The organism is Gemmata palustris, assembly GCF_017939745.1.
GTDB lineage: Bacteria > Planctomycetota > Planctomycetia > Gemmatales > Gemmataceae > Gemmata > Gemmata palustris.
Window position 1 is genome coordinate 6,344,029 of record NZ_JAGKQQ010000001.1, and the last position, 16,366, is coordinate 6,360,394.

Genomic DNA, 16,366 nt, shown 5'->3' on the forward strand with positions numbered 1-16,366 from the left:
CACCGGCCGTTCGCCTTTACACGGTTACTTCACCTTCTTGTGAACCGCGATCACGATCCCACTTCCGGCCGCGCTCTCGAACTTCGTCGGCCGGTCCTTGCCCGGTTCCGCGAACGCGACGGTCAGCGTGTCGCCGTCGAGCTTCGCGATGCCGAGAAGCGTCTTGCCGTCGTAAGTGCCGCCCTTCGGTTTGATGTCGATGGTGATCGGCGATTTCGTTGCGTCGATCGTGTAAGTACCAGTTGTGGGCGCGGCCTTCGAGTCTTTGGCCGGTGTGAGCGTGTACTTGCCCTCGGCGTGTTCGCGGGTCGCGCCCTTCAGCGCGTCGTTCGGCTTGCCGTCACGGGTGACGGACTCGATCACCCATTTGCCGGTTGTCGGGTCTTTCTTGTCGTCGGCAATAACCGAGGCCCCGAACACCGTGGCTACCAATCCCAGTGCGAGCAGCGTGCGCATGGTAACTCCTTGAATGTTGTTCACCCGCACAAAACGCGGGCCGGGAATGGTATAGCGGGAGTCGGCGGACGGGGCAGGAGGTGGAGGGCCGGCGCTACCACGCCTCTTCATCGGGGTTCGGATCGTACTCTTCCCAGGAAGTGAGGTCGAGCACGTTGGCGTACCAGCGCAAGTAGGCAGAGCAGAATGTGGTCACTGCGAGGCACGTGGGGACCAACAGAGAAGCACTCGAGATCACCCTCGCGATCAATTTCGTTTCTGTTTCCGCGTCGGATAAGGTCTCGATGACGACACAAACCAGGAACGTCGGGATCGCACAGAATAGTCCGGTGAAGAGTGCGAGCGGGAGAAATCGTTGATAGAGCGGAGGAGGGACGGAAACGTTGAAGGTCCAGAGAATGCGGTAGTGCAACGGGGCCGCGAGGTTTTTCGCAACACCGCGCCGCAGGAGATATGCGACCGCCGCGTTTACCTTATCGTGGTGTGTCATGCCGATGGGCACTACGCGCTGTGGAGCGTGATGAGTGTGAGTTCCGGGCGGCTCCCGACCCGGAACGGTGCGCTCGTGGTGCCGAGCCCGCGCGAGATGTACACCTTCGTGTTCGGTGCCTGAACCAAACCCTTCAGGTATTTCGTCCCGTAGTGACTCGGCACGAACGGCGCGTCGCCGGTCGGGAACACGACCTGCCCGCCGTGGGTGTGGCCGCTCAACATCAGGCCGACGCGTGGGTCGCGCATTTTCTCGGCCACGTCGGGGTTGTGGCTCAGGAGCAAGCAAGCGTCTTCGGGAGTAGCATCACCGAGGGCAGCTTTCACGTCCACTTTCCCCATCCACAAATCGTCGACGCCCGCGAGTCGGAACCGGCTGCCGTCGCGTTCGAGCCAGACGCCTCGGTTGGTCAGCTCGCCGATTCCGGCCGTGCGAAACCCCTCGCGCGTCTCTTCCAAACCGTGCCAGTAGTCGTGGTTCCCCAGAACACCGTACACGCCGAGCGGCGCGTTCAGTGCCGCCATCGCGTCGAAGCACGGGCGGATGTACTTCCCCTCTTTGAGAGAGTAATCGCCGCCGAGAACGATGAGATCGGGCCGCAGGGTGAGCGTGGTTCGCACGATGGCGTTGACGTAATCGAGCGAGGTGAACGGGCCGTGGTGGATGTCGGTGAGGAGCGCGACCGTTGTACCGTCGAAGGCTTTGGGCAGGTGCGGGAGAACGATCGTGGGCCGTGTCACTTGCACCCAACCCGACTCGAACAGACCGTAAGCAGCGCCCCCAGCCAGGCCCGGGATGACCGAACCAAGAGCTGCTTTCAGGAAGAACCGACGATTCATCGCGGGCACTCGATGAAGGAACCAAACACGTCAGTGACCAGAATAGATAAAGAGGGGGTCGAAATGCTAGTGCGGGTTTTGCGGGGTGCAAGGAAAGCCACGCAGAATTGTCCGAATCGCCTACTCAACAATCGGAGCGCAAAGAAGAATTAGCGCGACCGCGCCGGGCTATCCGGCGAACTGCCAGTGAACGAAACGGTTCAGCAACACGAACTGCGCGAACGCGAAACCGACCAGGATCGCAACGAATAATGATCTCCGGGAGCGGAGCAGGTCGGCCAGTTCAATGAACGCGGGCAGGGACGCGAGCACGACGCGGTGGCCGCTGAGGAGCGTACCGGACGCGAACATCTGCGCGACCGGTAGCAACGTGAGCACGCCCCAGAACACGCCGCGCTTGCGCCACGCGCGAATCCCGAGGACCGTTACGCCCAGAACAAGAAAAGCTTCGCCCCAGTGCGGTAGGTCGGGGTTGTAGATCGACTCGATCGTGAGAAGTGAGTTTCTCCACGACAACTCCGCCCGGCCCCATTTCGTGTGCGCTTTTAAACTCGCAAACGGGTCGCCCACGATCCACCACAAGAAGCCCCAAAAGAGCACGATTCCACCGGCGCTACCGATCACGAGCGCGAGTGTGCGGGGGAGTTCCTTTCGGTCGCGTTTTGTGATCCAGTCGCAGGCCGCAGCGACTCCGAGCGCGACGCCGGTTAGTCGCGCGAGTGATCCGCCGAGCGCGGCGAGACCGGCGCCCACGGCTCGGTGCTTCTGCCACGCCGCAAGCGCGAGCGCTGTGAACAGGAGCCCGAACGACTCGTTGTAGGCCACAGAAAAGAAGAACGCGGTTGGGAACGCGAGCAGTAGCGTCATCGCACGCCAGGCCGCGCCGGGATCATCGAGCACTCGAGCGGCAACGCGACCAAAGATTGCTGCGCCCGCGGCCCCGAGAAGATTTGCGATTACTAATCCGGCCCAAAACATGTTGCAGCCGAGTGCTTCGGCGAGAGCCATAGTTGCGGGCATCGCGGGCTGGAAGGCGACCCCACTTTGCCCGTTCAGGCGGGTGCTATTTGAGAACCCCTTCTCCGCGATTTCGGCCATCCACACCGCATCCCACCGATACCAGGGCTCAATGACCCGGGCAGAACTGAGATTGCAGAGGTCACGGACGTTAGTGGGTGTTTCAGGATGTGAGTACGGATCGGGAGGAATTGCTGCGAGTGCCAGCCCGAATACCACCGTCCCGGCGCGGACCGCGAGGGCGCTCAGAAACAACGATACGAACCGCGGGGTGAGATTCGGGGTCATCACCGGGACCGTGAAATGCCGCGAGGCCCACGCGAGCGGTGAATCCGTTCGCGTGGGCCTCGTGCGGTTGTTCTCAGCCGAAACCAGTCGGGGCGGCGGGATTTGAACCCACGGCCTCCTGCTCCCAAGGCAGGCGCGCTAGCCAGGCTGCGCTACGCCCCGATTCGTGTGGGCCGCGATCGACCCGCACTCATGTTATTGATTTGGACACGTTCGCGATAGGCCAGGTTCACTTCGCCAGCTCGAACGACTTGAAGAAGTCGTCCGCTTCCTTGCCCGTCACCATTTCTTTCGGCCCGACCACGAACACCTGGAACAGCCGGTTCTCCACGAGAACGATCGTCACGCGGAGGTGCAGGTCGTCCTTCTCGGCGACGATCTCGCGCGCGGGGTACTCTTTCCCGTTGGACTTGAACTTCGTTTCGCCGGACTTGGACACCTTCGCCTTGAAGTTCTCGACGAGGCCCTTCTCGCCACCTTCGAGCAACTTGGCCGGTGTTGCCGCCTTGACCACGTCCGCGGGCATGTCCGAGTAGATCACCGCGAAGCCGCCTTTGCTCTTCTCCACGATGGTGATGTACAGGTCGAGGGCGCCGGCCTTTTGCGAGACCGCCTTCGGCTTGTCTTCGCCGGGGAACTTCGCGCTGAACTTGCCTTCCTTCGACTCGAACTTCTTGTCGTCGGCGCTCAGGGCACCGACGAACAGCACCAGCGCGGCTACTGTGAGCATCGTCCGCATGGTCAGTGTCTCCTCGTTACTTGGTCAGTTCGAGCGACTCGAAGAAAGCGGTCGCGTCTTTGCCGGACACGAATTCAGCCGTCCCAATAACGGCTATCTGGTAAAGCCGGTTGTCCCGAAGGACCGCCCGGAACTTGATCCGCTGCTTCCCCTTGTCTCTATCTACGACGAGTTCTCGACCGGGCAACTTTTCCGGCCCGAACTCGATCGCCTTTTCACTAACGATCTCGCCCTTGCTCCCCTTGATACCGTCTTGAATTCCGTCGAACAGCGTCTTGCGGTTCTCGGGCTTTGTCGCTGCTGCCGGGTAGTCGGTGTAGCTCACCATGAACACGTTCGCGTCGCCCGTGGCGTAGGTCGCGACGTTCACGTCCAGGTCGCCCAGCGCACTCTTCGCGATCTGGTGCGAAGTTTTCGGCCGGTTGGGGAACTTGATCGCGTACTTTCCTTCGGTCGAAGTGTAGGCGTCTTTCTGGGGCTGCGCCGCCAGAGAAGCGGAGCAGACAAGGAACGCCACTCCGAAGTAAACGGCCCCGCGCATACCGCCTCCGGTCATTTGGTGATTTCAAACGAGGTGATGAACTTGTCCGCGGAGGGCGAAATCACGACCTCCTTCGATCCCTGGACCACCACCTGGTAGAGCCGCTTTCCGACGATCACCATTCTATTGCGAATGAAGCCCGTGGGGGTTTCGATGAGCACGTCCCGTCCCGGGAACTTCTCTTCTCCCACCGCGATGGTGATTTCCTTGTCGTCGAGCACCTTCCCTTTTTCGCCTTTGTTTCCGTCGCGCACTTTTTCGAGACGCGGACCGGCGGGTTTCTTCGCGACCTCATCGGAGGCATCGATGTAGCTCACGAGGAACGTCGTGTCGCCCTTCAGTTCCACCGAGTCGAGCGTGAGTTTCAGCGTGTCCTTGCCGGCCTGGATGTCGGTCGTCTCGGTCTTCACTGCGCCCGGGAACAACACCTTGTACTTGCCGTCGGCCGAGGCGAACTGCTTGAAGTCCTGCGCGTGAGCAACGAGTGGTGAGGCCGCTAAAAGCGCAACCAGCGCGAACGTCCGTGCCCGCATGGGGTGGTCTCCGTGAGGAATCGAACACGGAGAGCGTAGCCGATGCGCGCCGGATCGGGCAAGAGAAGTGATCGCTTCGAGAGTGCGGAGCGCCCGCACTCTCGGTTACGTGGCTTTCACCAAAGGCGAACAGCGACTGGCCTACCTGCTGCTCAGGGCTTCGGGGGAACGTCCCAGATACGCACTTCACCAACTGTTGTCGGCTTGTCTTCTGTGCACCCGGCTGCCAGTTCGGTTCCATCGAGGGAAAAGGCTACGGCCTTCGGTGGGCCGGGACACCGGAAAACTCGGATCAGTCGGCCGGTGGGTACGTCCCACAGTCGCACACAGTGTGGATGCTTCCCATCCTTGAGCACCTCTCCTGTCGCCATTGTCCGGCTGTCCGGAGAGAACGCGAGGCACATCACATAGGTGGCGTAGTTGTCCTGGGGTAAGTCTGAGAATCGGGTTTCCGACCCGGTCACTGTGTCACATACAGTGACGACGTCCGTCGCCTGTGACCACCCGCCGCCGTAGGCCACCATCCCACTCTTGGGGACGAACGACAGGGCTAAAATATTGTGCCGTTGAGGGAGATTCCGGCGGAGGCTCCCGTCCACGGAATCCCATAACTTCACGTCGCCCTTGTCGTCCCCGGAAACGAGATACATCCCGTCGGGTGAGTACGCGACCGCCTTCACCCAGCCACGGTGTCCCTTCAGAACCAGCTTTTCCTTCCCATCCACAGCGTCCCATACTCGGACTTCGCTGGGCACGGTGTCACCCGATGAAGGGTGGTGAGCTGCCGCCACGCTTCGCCCATCCGGTGAGAAGCATACCGCGGCAACACACCTCTCAGTTTCTCTGTTGGAGGGTGGCCCATATCCGCCTTTCTGAAGCGTTAGTAGTCGCGCGCCTCGTTCCGCGTCCCACACCGCCAAGTGCCCGTCAAAGCACCCCGAAGCCAGCCGTTTCCCGTCCGCGGAGTACGCCACGGATGCGACGACAGCGGTCGTGGGATGATCGAGGGTCCGGACGAGTTGTCGCGTCGCCCGGTCCCACACTACGATTGCATGGCCGCTACCAGCGGCCAGGTGGCGACCATCGGGGCTGAACGCAATTGTGCTGACGGTGCCTTCGGGGGCCAGGAGAATGGTCTTCGGCGGGTCAAGCCGGTTTCTGTCGATGTGCCACAAAACAGCCGTCGCGCCAACTGTACCCACCACTACGAGAGCGATGGCGACCAGGAGAAAGATCCAGCGGGTACGAACTTTCATCAGACCCTCGGCGTGGACTTCCCCACGAATCGTAGACGGCGGGAATGTGGTGTAAACGTTACCCGGTCCTGGTCCTTTCAGCGGATGTTAGCTTAACCGGAGGGTAAGCCGTTACTCGAAATGAAATCACTTCTGCATTTGGGGAGAGGCATTTAAACGCAAACAGGGGGCATCAGCCCCCTGTTTGTTTCGATCGCGTTCAGTCAGCCGTTCACTTCTGAAGAGCTTGAATGATCCGCTCGAAGTCGTCGTTGGAGTCGAAGCCGATCACGATCTGGCCTTTGTCCTTCGCCTTCACCTTGATCTCGATCTTCACTGCGAGCCGCTGGCGGATGTCGTCTTCCAGGCCCTTCACGTGCGCCGTCTTTTCGGCCGGCTCTTTGCGGGCAACCGCTTCGGCCGCGACTTCCGCTCCGGCCGCCGCGAGCTTGTGCTGCTTGACGAGCAGTTCCAGGGCGTGGACCGAGTAGTTCTTCACGATCGCGTCCTTCGCGAACGCGAGCTGCTGTTCCAGGTCGGTCACGCCCTTCAGCACCTTGGCGTGGCCCATCGTGAGCTGACCGTTCCGCACCGCGGCCTGCACGTCGGCGTGCAGGTTCAGGAGCCCGAGCAGGTTGCTCACGGTCGAGCGGTCCAGCCCGAGGCGCCCGCCGAGCTGGTCCTGCGTCATGCGGAACTTGTCCATGTACTCCTTGAACCCGGCCGCCTTCTCGATCGGGTTCAGGTCGGTGCGCTGAATGTTCTCGACGAGCGCCGCCTCGAACACCTGCTGATCGTCGAACCCGACGACGTGGACGGGTACCTCTTCCAACCCGGCGTCCTTGGCCGCGCGGAGCCGGCGCTCGCCCGCGATGAGTTGGTAGCTGTCCCCCACCGCACGCACCACGAGCGGCTGAAGGATGCCGTGGTTCTTCACGCTCGCGGTGAGTGAGGCGAGTTCATCATTATCGAACTGCTTGCGCGGCTGATACGGATTGAACACGATCTTCCCGACCGCGAGTCGGGACACGGGCGCGTCCGCGGATTGCGGGAGCGAGATGTCGCCCAAGAGGGCGTTCAATCCACGAGCCAAACGGGGCGGGGCTTTGACGGTCGCTTCCATGCGAGGGTCTCCGTGGTCAATCAATTCGGGCCGACTCATAGCAACCTCTGCGGTTGTGAGAAGTGGAATCAAAGGTGCGGCCCGCTGGGGGCGTTCCACGTGGAACATCGCAAACGTGAGTGCGAATCGAATTTGCAGCGAAATCAGGCCGGCCGGTACTGTTCCACGTGGAACATCCGGTACGTTGCGTGCAGCCGATTAGGGGCGCATTTCCGCGCCGATCGGCACAGTTTCGGTGCTCGAAAATCGGCGCACAGTGCGCGGAATTTTGATTCTGACCGAGCGCGAAGAAAGTGGCCTTGTCGGTTGTGAGAAAACTGAATTACCATCCGCCTCGCTCGGCCAACGGACCGGAACCCGAAGGCCGAACACGATGCACCACCGGACCGGAACCCAGTGGTGCGTCGTCCGGGTCAGCAATGACCCGCCCGGAGAAGAGGTGTCGAGATTGGCTCCCCCGCTGCGCGTCTCGCTCGCGCACGGACATTCGTCCGAAGCGGAAGCACACTCCACACCAACCGGAACGCGCGAACGCTACGGCCCAACGCCCGCGGGAGGATCTCCGCGGGCGCACGCGGTGCCCCGTTCGCGCACCTTTTCAATCGCTGGTTGCTCAGGAGCGTTGCGCATGGATGCGACTCGTGGCCCGATTCTGTTTCGCTGCGACGGTACTGGCGAGCACGGCTGGGAGCCGTTCTACCAGTGCCTCTCGCTCGCGGCGGCCCTCCAGCGCCGCCGCCGGGGAACGAACTTCCTCAGCTACCTCGATCCGCTCTCGCTGGCGACCGTCGTGAACCGCGGGAACAACGACTGGGTGCCCGCCGAGCGGAAGGTCGGCGACGACGGCGACCTCGAAGTCACCATCGCCGCGGTGCGGAAGATGAACGCCGCCGCCGTGGTCGTCGCGGGCGAGGGCTACTCGGCCGACTACCTCCGCGAGCTGAAGAAGACCGGCGCGCTGGTGATGGTGTTCGACTCGACCGCGGACATGCGGTTCCCGGCCGACCTCGTGGTGAACCCGATGCTGTACCCGTTGCGGAAGGCGTACCGCGTGGAGCCGGGCTGCCAGCTCCTCCTCGGCACCCGTTTCGCGCTCTGTCGCGGGGTGTTCCGCCGGCAGCGCACGATCCGCGCGACCGAGCCGCCGATGCCGTTCCGCGCCCTGGTTGCGATGGGTGATGACGACCTCGCGGGCGAAGCGCTGACGCGCACGCAGCAGCTCATGGAGATGCCGAAGGTCGCGAAGATCACGATCTCGGCCCGCACGCACCACCCGCGCTACGATGAGATGCTGGCCCTGGCCGACGACAGCGGCGGCAAGGTCGAAGTCATCACCGAGACAAAGGAACTGATGACGCGCCTCGTCCGCGCTCACTTCGCGCTGACGAGCGGCGACGGATGGTCGCCGGAGCTGTGCGTGGTGGGCATCCCGCAACTGATCCTGAGCCAGACGAAGCGGCACGCGGGCAACGGGAAGAAGCTCGACGAGGACGGCGTCGCGACCTACCTCGGGAACGCGGCGGACGTGACCTTCGACCAGCTCCGCGAAGCGATCGATCTGTTCCACGACGACCCGATGGAGCGGAAGAGCATGACCCGCTGTGCGCGGAACACGTTCGACGGGCGCGGGCCGGACCGCATCGTGAACGGGCTGGAGATCATGCTCCACAACCCGATGCGCAAGCGGGCCGCCTCGTTCGCTCCGACCCACGGCCTGAAAATCGCGGCGTGATCTCGAACGCGGTCCACCCGTAGACCGCAGCCGCGTGTTCGTTCAATATCTTGTTCCGCTCGTCCCGGTCCGATACGCTCTGTCGAGAGCGGACCGGGACGTTTCGTTTCCCTTAATCGGGCGCGCACTGATGTGGTGGCTCCTCGTCATCCTCTGTGTCGAAATCCCGCTGATCCTCGTAGGGCTGGCGATCGGCTATTACGTGTGGTTCATGCGCCAGGAGGCGGCGCGAGAGGAGAAACTGGAACGGAAAGGCCGCATCGTGAAGGCGGGGATCGTGTTCGCCAACCACAACCTCTACAAGAAAAACGCGAGGGACAACTTCTGGCCGGCTCAGGTCGTGTTCACTCTCGTTGATGATGTCCCGGACCTGGACGACGTGCTGCAAGAACTGGCGGAAGCGATCCGCGAGTTTGAAACGGAAGACGAGGAGGACGAAGACGAGCGCATCATCGGTCAGGTGGTGCGAACGGAGTACGGGTACGGCTGGCCCCTGCAGATTCCGAAGCGGATCACTGGTCGCCTTGTCGCCTACACCACATCCGTTGACATCCAATGTAAGTGGCTCCCCGCGCGCCGATTGGAGGAGCCTTACATTTACGTGAATGCTTACGCCGGCAAGGAGCGGAAGGATCGGCTCGCGCGAATGGTTTCGTATCCCGACAACTAATTCGCACTGAGCAAGGCAGACCTACCCCCCAACCCCCTCCCTAAAGGGAAGGGGAGCAGGCGCGCGAAATCTCTGTGATTGGGAACACACTCGGTGAGTGGTTTTCCTCCCCTTCCCTTTAGGGAGGGGGTTGGGGGGTAGGTTCTCGCCCGCCTCCAACATCCCCTCTGACCGCCCCTTCTGGTATCCTCACTCCACCTTCCTGTGAGGAGCCGGACCATGACCAAAGACGACGTTGCCGACGCACTCGACGAGATCGGCACCCTTCTCGAACTCAAGGGCGAGAACACGTTCCGCACGAACGCCTACCACAACGCGGCGCGGCTCGTTCAGCAGTTGCCCGGTGACCTGGCGCAGATGGTCGCGGACGGGAAACTGGCCGAGGTGCGCGGCATCGGCGAAGCGCTTGCACTGAAGATCACCACGCTCGTAACGACCGGGAATTTACCGTACCTCGAAGACCTGCGGGCTTCGATTCCGGTGGGCCTCGTGAAGATGCTCCGGCTTCCCGGACTCGGGCCGAAGAAGGTCAAGGCGCTCCACGACCTGCTGCACATCGACTCGATCGAGAAACTGAAGGCCGCGTGCGAGTCGGGTGAGGTCGCGAAGCAAAAAGGATTCGGTGCGAAGACTCAGACCCGGATACTCGAAGGGATCGCGTACATCGACCAGGTCGGGCACCGCGTGCGGATCGATCTCGCGTTGCCGCTGGGCCTGGCGCTCCTCGAACAGATTCGTGCGTTTCCCGGAGTCATCCGCGCCGAGTTGTGCGGGAGCCTTCGCCGGCGGAAAGAGACGGTCGCGGACCTCGACATCCTGGTGAGCAGCGCGGATGCGCAACCCATCATGGATGCGTTCGTCAAGATTCCCGAAGTGATCCAGGTCTTGGGGCAGGGGCCGACCAAGTCGAGCGTGGTCGCCGGGCTACACGTTCACGGAACGAAGGTCACGCTCCAGGCCGATCTCCGCGTGGTGGAGGATACCCAGTACCCGTTCGCGCTCCACTACTTCACGGGTAGCAAGGAGCACAACATTCGGATGCGCCAGCGCGCGATCGACCGCGGTCTCTCGCTCAACGAATACGCGCTCGCGAACGAAACGCGCTCGGTGCCGTGTAAGGACGAAACGGACATCTTCGCCGCGCTCGACCTGCCGTACATTCAGCCCGAACTGCGCGAAGACACCGGAGAGATCGAGGCCGGCGAACTGAAGAAGCTCCCCGCACTAGTTGTGGACTCCGACATCCGCGGCGTGTTTCACAACCACACCACCTATAGCGACGGCACCGCGTCCCTCGAAGAGATGGCGCTCGCGGCGAAGCAACTCGGCTTCGAGTATTTCGGTGTCGGCGACCACTCGCAGTCGCTCACGATCGCGCGCGGGCTTCCGTCGAATGTGGTGCGGAAACAGTGGGCCGAGATCGATCGCGTGAACGCGAAACTCGAGGGCGTGCGCATCCTAAAGGGCAGCGAGGTGGACATCCTCGAAGACGGATCGCTCGACTACACCGACGAGCTGCTCGCGGGGTTCGAGTACGTCGTCGCGAGTGTTCACTCGCACTTCGGGATGCCGGAAGCCGAGATGACGGCCCGCGTGTGCAAGGCGCTCTCGCACCCCGCGGTGACGATGCTGGGTCACGCGACCGGGCGCCTGCTGCTCAAGCGCGAGGGGTACAAAATCAACCTCGACGAAGTGCTGAAGGTCGCCGCGAAGCACGGCAAGATGATCGAGATCAACGCGCAGCCGTCGCGCCTCGACCTCGACTGGAAGTACGTGAAGCAAGCGAAGGCGATGGGCATTCCGATCGTCATCAACCCGGACGCACACAGTACCGGTGAACTCGCGCTCTACACGTTCGGAGTTCAGGTCGCTCGCCGCGGGTGGCTCACGAAAGATGACGTGTTCAATACGCGCGGGCTGGCCGACGTGATGAAGGAACTCGCGCGCCGGAAACAGAGCCCGACCGTTTGAGGCAGCTACCCGGAACCGGATCTTTGAGGCTGATGCGACACGTCACGTGGTCGTAACCACAAGGTCCGGCTCCCAATCAAACAACCCCTGAGAGAAGTCCTCTCCGAAGCGGACACCGAGTCGTGGGCTGATGTAGCCCTCAAGCGGGTAGACCACTTTCATTCGGCCGTCATTACGAACGAGAGCGACCACGCGGTTTCGATGCGCTTCGATACAGTAAAGCTCTTCAACTTTCTGCTGTTCGCAGAATCTCAACATCTCGGTGGTTTCTTCGCGCAACACACTTACTGTTCGCAGAGTTGAACGCACCCAGAATACTACCTGTGGCGCGAAGCCATCGCTCTCCCATTCCTGGCGCGTCTTGGGATCACCCTGCACTGGGTACCACAACAAGTCACCGGCAACGAACACCTGCTGACCGGCGAACAACTCGCGCAGCTCGCCGACAATCTTGACCATCCAGTCCCATTGAAGCGTGTTGTCGGCCATCGGTTTGCCGTCGCTATCAGGGTAGGCCGCGTTGGTGGCGGTTACGTCCGTACTCATCGTGGCGCCTCGGGACCGTTTGGTTGTGGCAGTTTACCCGCGCTCCAGTGTTCGCTTCCAGCCCGGCTGACAATCGATTGGAACGGGAAGTGCATCGTTTGGGCAGAACGGTTCAGCGCTCACACCGGAGCCGGTACATGACCGACGCGATCTACTGGTACGCTTCCATTTTCTTTTGGCTGTTCCTCACGGGCATTGGGCTTCCTCCCGTGCCCGAGGAGGCCGGTATCCTGTACGCGGCGAGCGTGAACGCACTCCACTCGGAAGTGTGGTGGTCGCTGGCTTGGGCCGCGTGCGGTCTCGGAATCATCGCGGCCGATTGCGTGCTGTACGGCGTTGGGTGGAGGTGGGGACCGAAACTGTTCGAGTACCGTTGGGTGCAGAAGGTACTGAGCGCGGAACGGCGCCAGCGGCTCGAAGGGCACTTCACACAACACGGGATGAAGCTGCTCATCCTCTCGCGCTTCCTTCCGCCGGTACGAACCGGCGTGTTCCTCATCGCGGGCGCGACGCGCTACTCGTTCCTGAAGTTTCTCGTCGCGGATTTGATTTATGCGGTCGTTGGGGTCGGGCTGTTCTTCTTCTGCGGGACGTGGATTCTTGGTCTCATTCACCGGTTCGAGAGTACCGCGCTGGTTGTCGGAGCGCTGCTGGTGATGGGCTACGGCTTGTACATGTATTACCGGCTCCTGCGGCGCCGGGAACCAAATGGTGCGTCCGAGGCGCCGACCTCCATTCTTCAAGGGCCGGGAGGATCGGCGCCCGCGGGCGAGCCGGTTAAGAACCCGGCCGCCGCGGTTGCTGCACAAAAGGAAGCACTAACAGTATTCGAAAGCAAGTGACACTACTTCAGTCGGTACTTCGGGTGCGCATCCAGGTACGCCTTCACGCGGCCGGTACGGTTCACGGCATCGGCGAAGAACGCGACCGCCTGCACGAGCCGGTCGTCCGGTTCTGCGCAACTGAAGCGCAAAAACCCCTGCCCGGCCGCGCCGAAGCACTCTCCGCCGAGGCACGCCACGCCGCGCTTGTCGTCCGCCCCTTCTAAGAGGTACATCGCCAGCCCGTGTGACGTGATGCCAAGTCGCTCGCAGATTGGGGCGACTTGCGGAAACACGTAGAACGTGCCTTCCGGCATCAACACAGTTACGTCGGGCACCTTTCGCAACTCGCTCACGAGCAACTCGACCTTCGCGTGGAACTTCTTCATCACCTCGTCGCGTTCGACCGCATCGTGCTCGAGCGCGGCCTTGCCCGCCATCTGTACGATCGGCGGCACGCACGAGAGCGACGTGTTAATCATCTTGCTCACGATCTGCGCGACCGCCGGCGCCGCGATCATGTACCCGCAGCGCCACCCGCTCATGCTGTAGCTTTTCGAGAACGTGTACGCGCCCACGCACTGATCGATCATCCCGGGCTCGGCCAGGATGCTACTGTGTTTGCCCCCCCAAACCATGTGGCAATACGGCTCGTCGCTGAACACCGCGATGTTCGTTCCGCGGACAATGTTCGCGATCGCTTTCAGGTCTTCGGGAGTCGCGACACCGCCGGTCGGGTTGTGGGGGAAGTTGAGGAACAGCGCGCGGGCACGCGGTTCGGTCTTCACGAACTTTTCGATCGCTGCGACATCGGGCCGGAACTGGTTCTCTTGCTTGAGGGGAACGTACACCGGCCTCGCGCCGCGCCGGAGGATGTTCGGCTCGAAGGTCGGGAACGCCGGCTGGAACACCAGCACCGCGTCGCCCGGTTCGAGGAACGCTTCGCAGAAGTACGTCTCGAATACTTTCGCGCCGGGGCCGACTACCACGTTGTCCGCAGTCGCCGGGATGTTGAACTCGGTCTTCACCGTTCGAGCGATGGTCTCCCGAAATTCGGGCAGACCGGCGGACGGGCAGTATCGCGTCAGGCCCGCGTCGATGGCCGCGTGTGCCGCTTTGATCGCGCTGGCCGTGGTGGGGAACGGCGAATCACCGATCTGAAGCGCGATCACATCTTTCCCGCCGGCCATCAGTTTTCGCGCGACCGCGAGCACATCGAACGCGGTCTCGGTCGTCAGCCCGCTGGCGAAAGAAGAAAGGGCGGGAACGCTGGTACTCATTGTGGTACTACTCGTTGTGGTCGAATCATTGTGGTGAGAGGTGATTCACTCATCAAACGAATGCCGACATTCGTCGTCCACTCAACCCGGTCACCGCGCGATTTGTGAGCTAGATTTCGAGATAACGCCCCAAGCTGTGTTCGACACTCGAAATCAGGTGAGCCATGAATTACGACACGAACCGAGCCACCGAGGATAAGTGGGGGCACGCGGTCGTGTCGGGGGGAGTGACGGAATCGGCAGATGAAGAACTCGAAATTGGCGAACCGATCTCGGGCGAACTCGAACCCAAAGCTCCCAAAAAGATCCCGGCGTTACAGGGACGGTTCGGCGCGAAGACCGCGCCCGCAGCGGAAACAGAAACTTGCGGATCGTCGTCGGGCGGTCAGATGGTGCTCGCAACCGCGAAGTACCTCAAGCCGGACGAGTACAACACGGACTCGATTGCGAAGAAGAAAAAGCGGCAGGCACCGCAATCGGAAAGTTCTGGGCAGAGTCTTGAAGGACGGGTGTTTAACGGCGGTTTCTGGGGCGGTCTTCTCGCGATGGTTGTCGCGGTCATCTGGTTCTTTGCCGGCCTGATGAACGACACTCTCTTCTTTTACCCGCCGATCTTATTCGTGATCGGTCTCGGTGCGATCTTTAAAGGCGGCCGCAGCGAATGAGACCGGTGGCGGCTTAGCGCGAGAACTCCGAGCGCGCCGGGCGATCGCGCCCTTCTTGAACAAGCACGACCGAACGCCCGGCCGCGCTCACCGGACCTACTTTTTGCTGGCCTTGTAGCCGCGTAGTTCCGAGTCGAACACCCGCACCTTCGCCCAGTTCGCTTTGTTCTCGTCAATGAATTTCAGGTGCTCCTTGTCCACCGCGTACTTGTCGTGCGCGGCTTTATCCACGAACACCAAGTGCAGCGCCACGTCCCAGTCGCGGTCGTTCACGTCGCGCTTGAACTCGTCGCCGATCTCACCCGCCGAGAAGAACACCGTCCCTGGGTGCTCGGACAGGTACTTCTCGCACGCCGTCACCAGCTTCTTGCGGTTCTCTGCCGTGTTGTCCTTGAGTTTGAAGTACACCATGTGACCGATCATCGTCGGCTTCTTGTCGTCGGCCGAGGCCGGCATGCCGCAGTAGGCAACGAGAGCGGCGGCGACTAAAAGGCGCAACATGAGAACCCCTCCGGTGGTGAAACGGGCGAAGGGGAATTGTAGGAACGCTCGGCACACGCTGCTCGTTCGCGCCCCCGAGAGGTACTTGCCGCAGACCGATCAGGCGGACACCTCGAACGTGACCCCGGGCCAGCGGGCTTCGAGCCGAGCACGGTCCATTCCGGTTACCGCTCGAATGTCAACGTAGTGGTTTGTGTCGTCCCCAACGCGCGGCGTCTCCGCGCGACCGCTCGTCGGGGCTCGTGCCACGTGCTCTGGCCGCGTCGTCAACAACACCTTCTGGACCGGGAACGACGCGCGGATCGCGTCTTCGTAGGCGAACCAGTCGGTGGCCGAGCACGAGACGGATTCGATGAACCCGCGGTGAAACTCCCACTGCATCCCGCGCCCGTCCGCATATGCGCTGGTGGGACAGATATGGTGGTACCGCGGCGCCCGTGCTGGGTCCGACACGATCGGCGGCCACTGGGCCGGAGTGTCCGGGAACCCGCACAGCACCGCCAGGGGCCGCGCCCACAGATCGGCGTGCGACGCCCACAGCACACACGCACGCGCGTGCAGGGCCTCGTCCGCTTCGACGGCCGGCCAACTCGGTCCCTCAATCCGGCACTTTCGGCACCGCGTACCGGGGACAGAGTGCGGCCCCTTATCGACCTTATCCCACGGGTGCCCGTCCGGGCAAAACACCCGGTATTGCCGTGCCAACTGTACCTGCACCCGGATGTACTCCGCGCGCTCCGGTTCCCCGTTATCCTGGAGCCAGTCCGCGTACATGAGTCGGGGCGTGTCCTCGTCGGGCTCGGCCAGGATCGCTCGCAGCAGGGCGTCGCCGTCGCTCATGTGTGGTCCTCCGCGCCGAGCAACTCTTGTCGGCGAGAAAGGGAGATGGGCGAAGACCAGGGCCTCGGCGTCTATCGCC

Annotated in this window: 18 protein-coding genes and 1 tRNA gene; 5 read left to right on the forward strand and 14 right to left on the reverse strand. The window is 62.2% G+C overall.

Annotated features, from left to right (window positions below):
- Nucleotides 1–24: 24 nt before the first annotated feature.
- From J8F10_RS26365 to J8F10_RS26410, 10 genes are all read right to left on the reverse strand, one after another.
- Nucleotides 25–456 (reverse strand): TIGR03067 domain-containing protein, encoded by a 432-nt coding sequence (locus tag J8F10_RS26365; protein ID WP_210659095.1) that lies wholly within the window; start codon nt 454–456, stop codon nt 25–27.
- A 94-nt stretch (nt 457–550) separates the two neighbouring features.
- Nucleotides 551–946 (reverse strand): DUF6404 family protein, encoded by a 396-nt coding sequence (locus J8F10_RS26370; RefSeq protein WP_210659096.1) that lies wholly within the window; start codon nt 944–946, stop codon nt 551–553.
- Nucleotides 947–957: 11 nt separating this feature from the next.
- Nucleotides 958–1,785, reverse strand: coding sequence for a metallophosphoesterase (locus J8F10_RS26375; protein ID WP_210659097.1), 828 nt, complete (start codon nt 1,783–1,785; stop codon nt 958–960).
- 168 nt (nt 1,786–1,953) lie between these two features.
- Entirely contained in the window at nt 1,954–2,883 is a 930-nt protein-coding gene (locus J8F10_RS26380; RefSeq protein WP_210659098.1) for a hypothetical protein, read from the reverse strand.
- 294 nt (nt 2,884–3,177) lie between these two features.
- Nucleotides 3,178–3,252, reverse strand: a tRNA-Pro gene (locus J8F10_RS26385).
- Between the two features lie 67 nt (nt 3,253–3,319).
- The gene (locus J8F10_RS26390; RefSeq protein WP_210659099.1) at nt 3,320–3,829 is read right to left on the reverse strand and encodes a hypothetical protein; all 510 of its coding nucleotides are present in this window, start codon (nt 3,827–3,829) and stop codon (nt 3,320–3,322) included.
- 16 nt (nt 3,830–3,845) lie between these two features.
- A complete protein-coding gene (locus tag J8F10_RS26395; protein ID WP_210659101.1) occupies nt 3,846–4,370 on the reverse strand; it encodes a hypothetical protein in 525 nt (174 codons plus the stop codon).
- An 11-nt stretch (nt 4,371–4,381) separates the two neighbouring features.
- On the reverse strand, nt 4,382–4,903 hold the full coding sequence (locus tag J8F10_RS26400; protein ID WP_210659103.1) for a hypothetical protein: 522 nt from the start codon (nt 4,901–4,903) through the stop codon (nt 4,382–4,384).
- A gap of 152 nt (nt 4,904–5,055) precedes the next feature.
- On the reverse strand, nt 5,056–6,159 hold the full coding sequence (locus J8F10_RS26405; RefSeq protein ID WP_210659105.1) for a WD40 repeat domain-containing protein: 1,104 nt from the start codon (nt 6,157–6,159) through the stop codon (nt 5,056–5,058).
- A 211-nt stretch (nt 6,160–6,370) separates the two neighbouring features.
- Entirely contained in the window at nt 6,371–7,261 is an 891-nt protein-coding gene (locus J8F10_RS26410; RefSeq protein ID WP_210659107.1) for a ParB/RepB/Spo0J family partition protein, read from the reverse strand.
- Between the two features lie 628 nt (nt 7,262–7,889).
- Between J8F10_RS26410 and J8F10_RS26415 the strand changes: the two genes are divergently transcribed.
- The 3 genes from J8F10_RS26415 (at nt 7,890) to polX (ending at nt 11,634) form a co-directional block, all read left to right on the forward strand.
- A complete protein-coding gene (locus J8F10_RS26415) occupies nt 7,890–8,993 on the forward strand; it encodes a PseG/SpsG family protein (RefSeq protein ID WP_210659109.1) in 1,104 nt (367 codons plus the stop codon).
- Nucleotides 8,994–9,123: 130 nt separating this feature from the next.
- On the forward strand, nt 9,124–9,663 hold the full coding sequence (locus tag J8F10_RS26420) for a hypothetical protein (protein WP_210659111.1): 540 nt from the start codon (nt 9,124–9,126) through the stop codon (nt 9,661–9,663).
- A gap of 219 nt (nt 9,664–9,882) precedes the next feature.
- Nucleotides 9,883–11,634, forward strand: coding sequence for a DNA polymerase/3'-5' exonuclease PolX (gene polX, locus J8F10_RS26425; protein WP_210659113.1), 1,752 nt, complete (start codon nt 9,883–9,885; stop codon nt 11,632–11,634).
- A gap of 42 nt (nt 11,635–11,676) precedes the next feature.
- On the opposite strand, the gene J8F10_RS26430 is transcribed toward polX, so the two are convergent.
- Entirely contained in the window at nt 11,677–12,180 is a 504-nt protein-coding gene (locus J8F10_RS26430; protein WP_210659115.1) for a hypothetical protein, read from the reverse strand.
- 137 nt (nt 12,181–12,317) lie between these two features.
- Between J8F10_RS26430 and J8F10_RS26435 the strand changes: the two genes are divergently transcribed.
- Nucleotides 12,318–13,022, forward strand: a complete 705-nt coding sequence (locus J8F10_RS26435) for a DedA family protein (RefSeq protein ID WP_210659117.1) — start codon at nt 12,318–12,320, stop codon at nt 13,020–13,022.
- A 2-nt stretch (nt 13,023–13,024) separates the two neighbouring features.
- On the opposite strand, the gene J8F10_RS26440 is transcribed toward J8F10_RS26435, so the two are convergent.
- A complete protein-coding gene (locus J8F10_RS26440) occupies nt 13,025–14,281 on the reverse strand; it encodes a pyridoxal phosphate-dependent aminotransferase (RefSeq protein WP_210659119.1) in 1,257 nt (418 codons plus the stop codon).
- A 227-nt stretch (nt 14,282–14,508) separates the two neighbouring features.
- Between J8F10_RS26440 and J8F10_RS26445 the strand changes: the two genes are divergently transcribed.
- Nucleotides 14,509–14,946: a hypothetical protein gene (locus J8F10_RS26445; RefSeq protein WP_210659121.1), complete on the forward strand. Its 438-nt coding sequence runs from the start codon at nt 14,509–14,511 to the stop codon at nt 14,944–14,946.
- 96 nt (nt 14,947–15,042) lie between these two features.
- Here the strand turns inward: J8F10_RS26445 and J8F10_RS26450 are convergent, their stop codons facing one another.
- Nucleotides 15,043–15,447, reverse strand: coding sequence for a Dabb family protein (locus J8F10_RS26450; RefSeq protein WP_210659123.1), 405 nt, complete (start codon nt 15,445–15,447; stop codon nt 15,043–15,045).
- Nucleotides 15,448–15,546: 99 nt separating this feature from the next.
- A complete protein-coding gene (locus J8F10_RS26455) occupies nt 15,547–16,287 on the reverse strand; it encodes a TIGR02996 domain-containing protein (protein ID WP_210659125.1) in 741 nt (246 codons plus the stop codon).
- Nucleotides 16,288–16,366 lie beyond the last annotated feature (79 nt).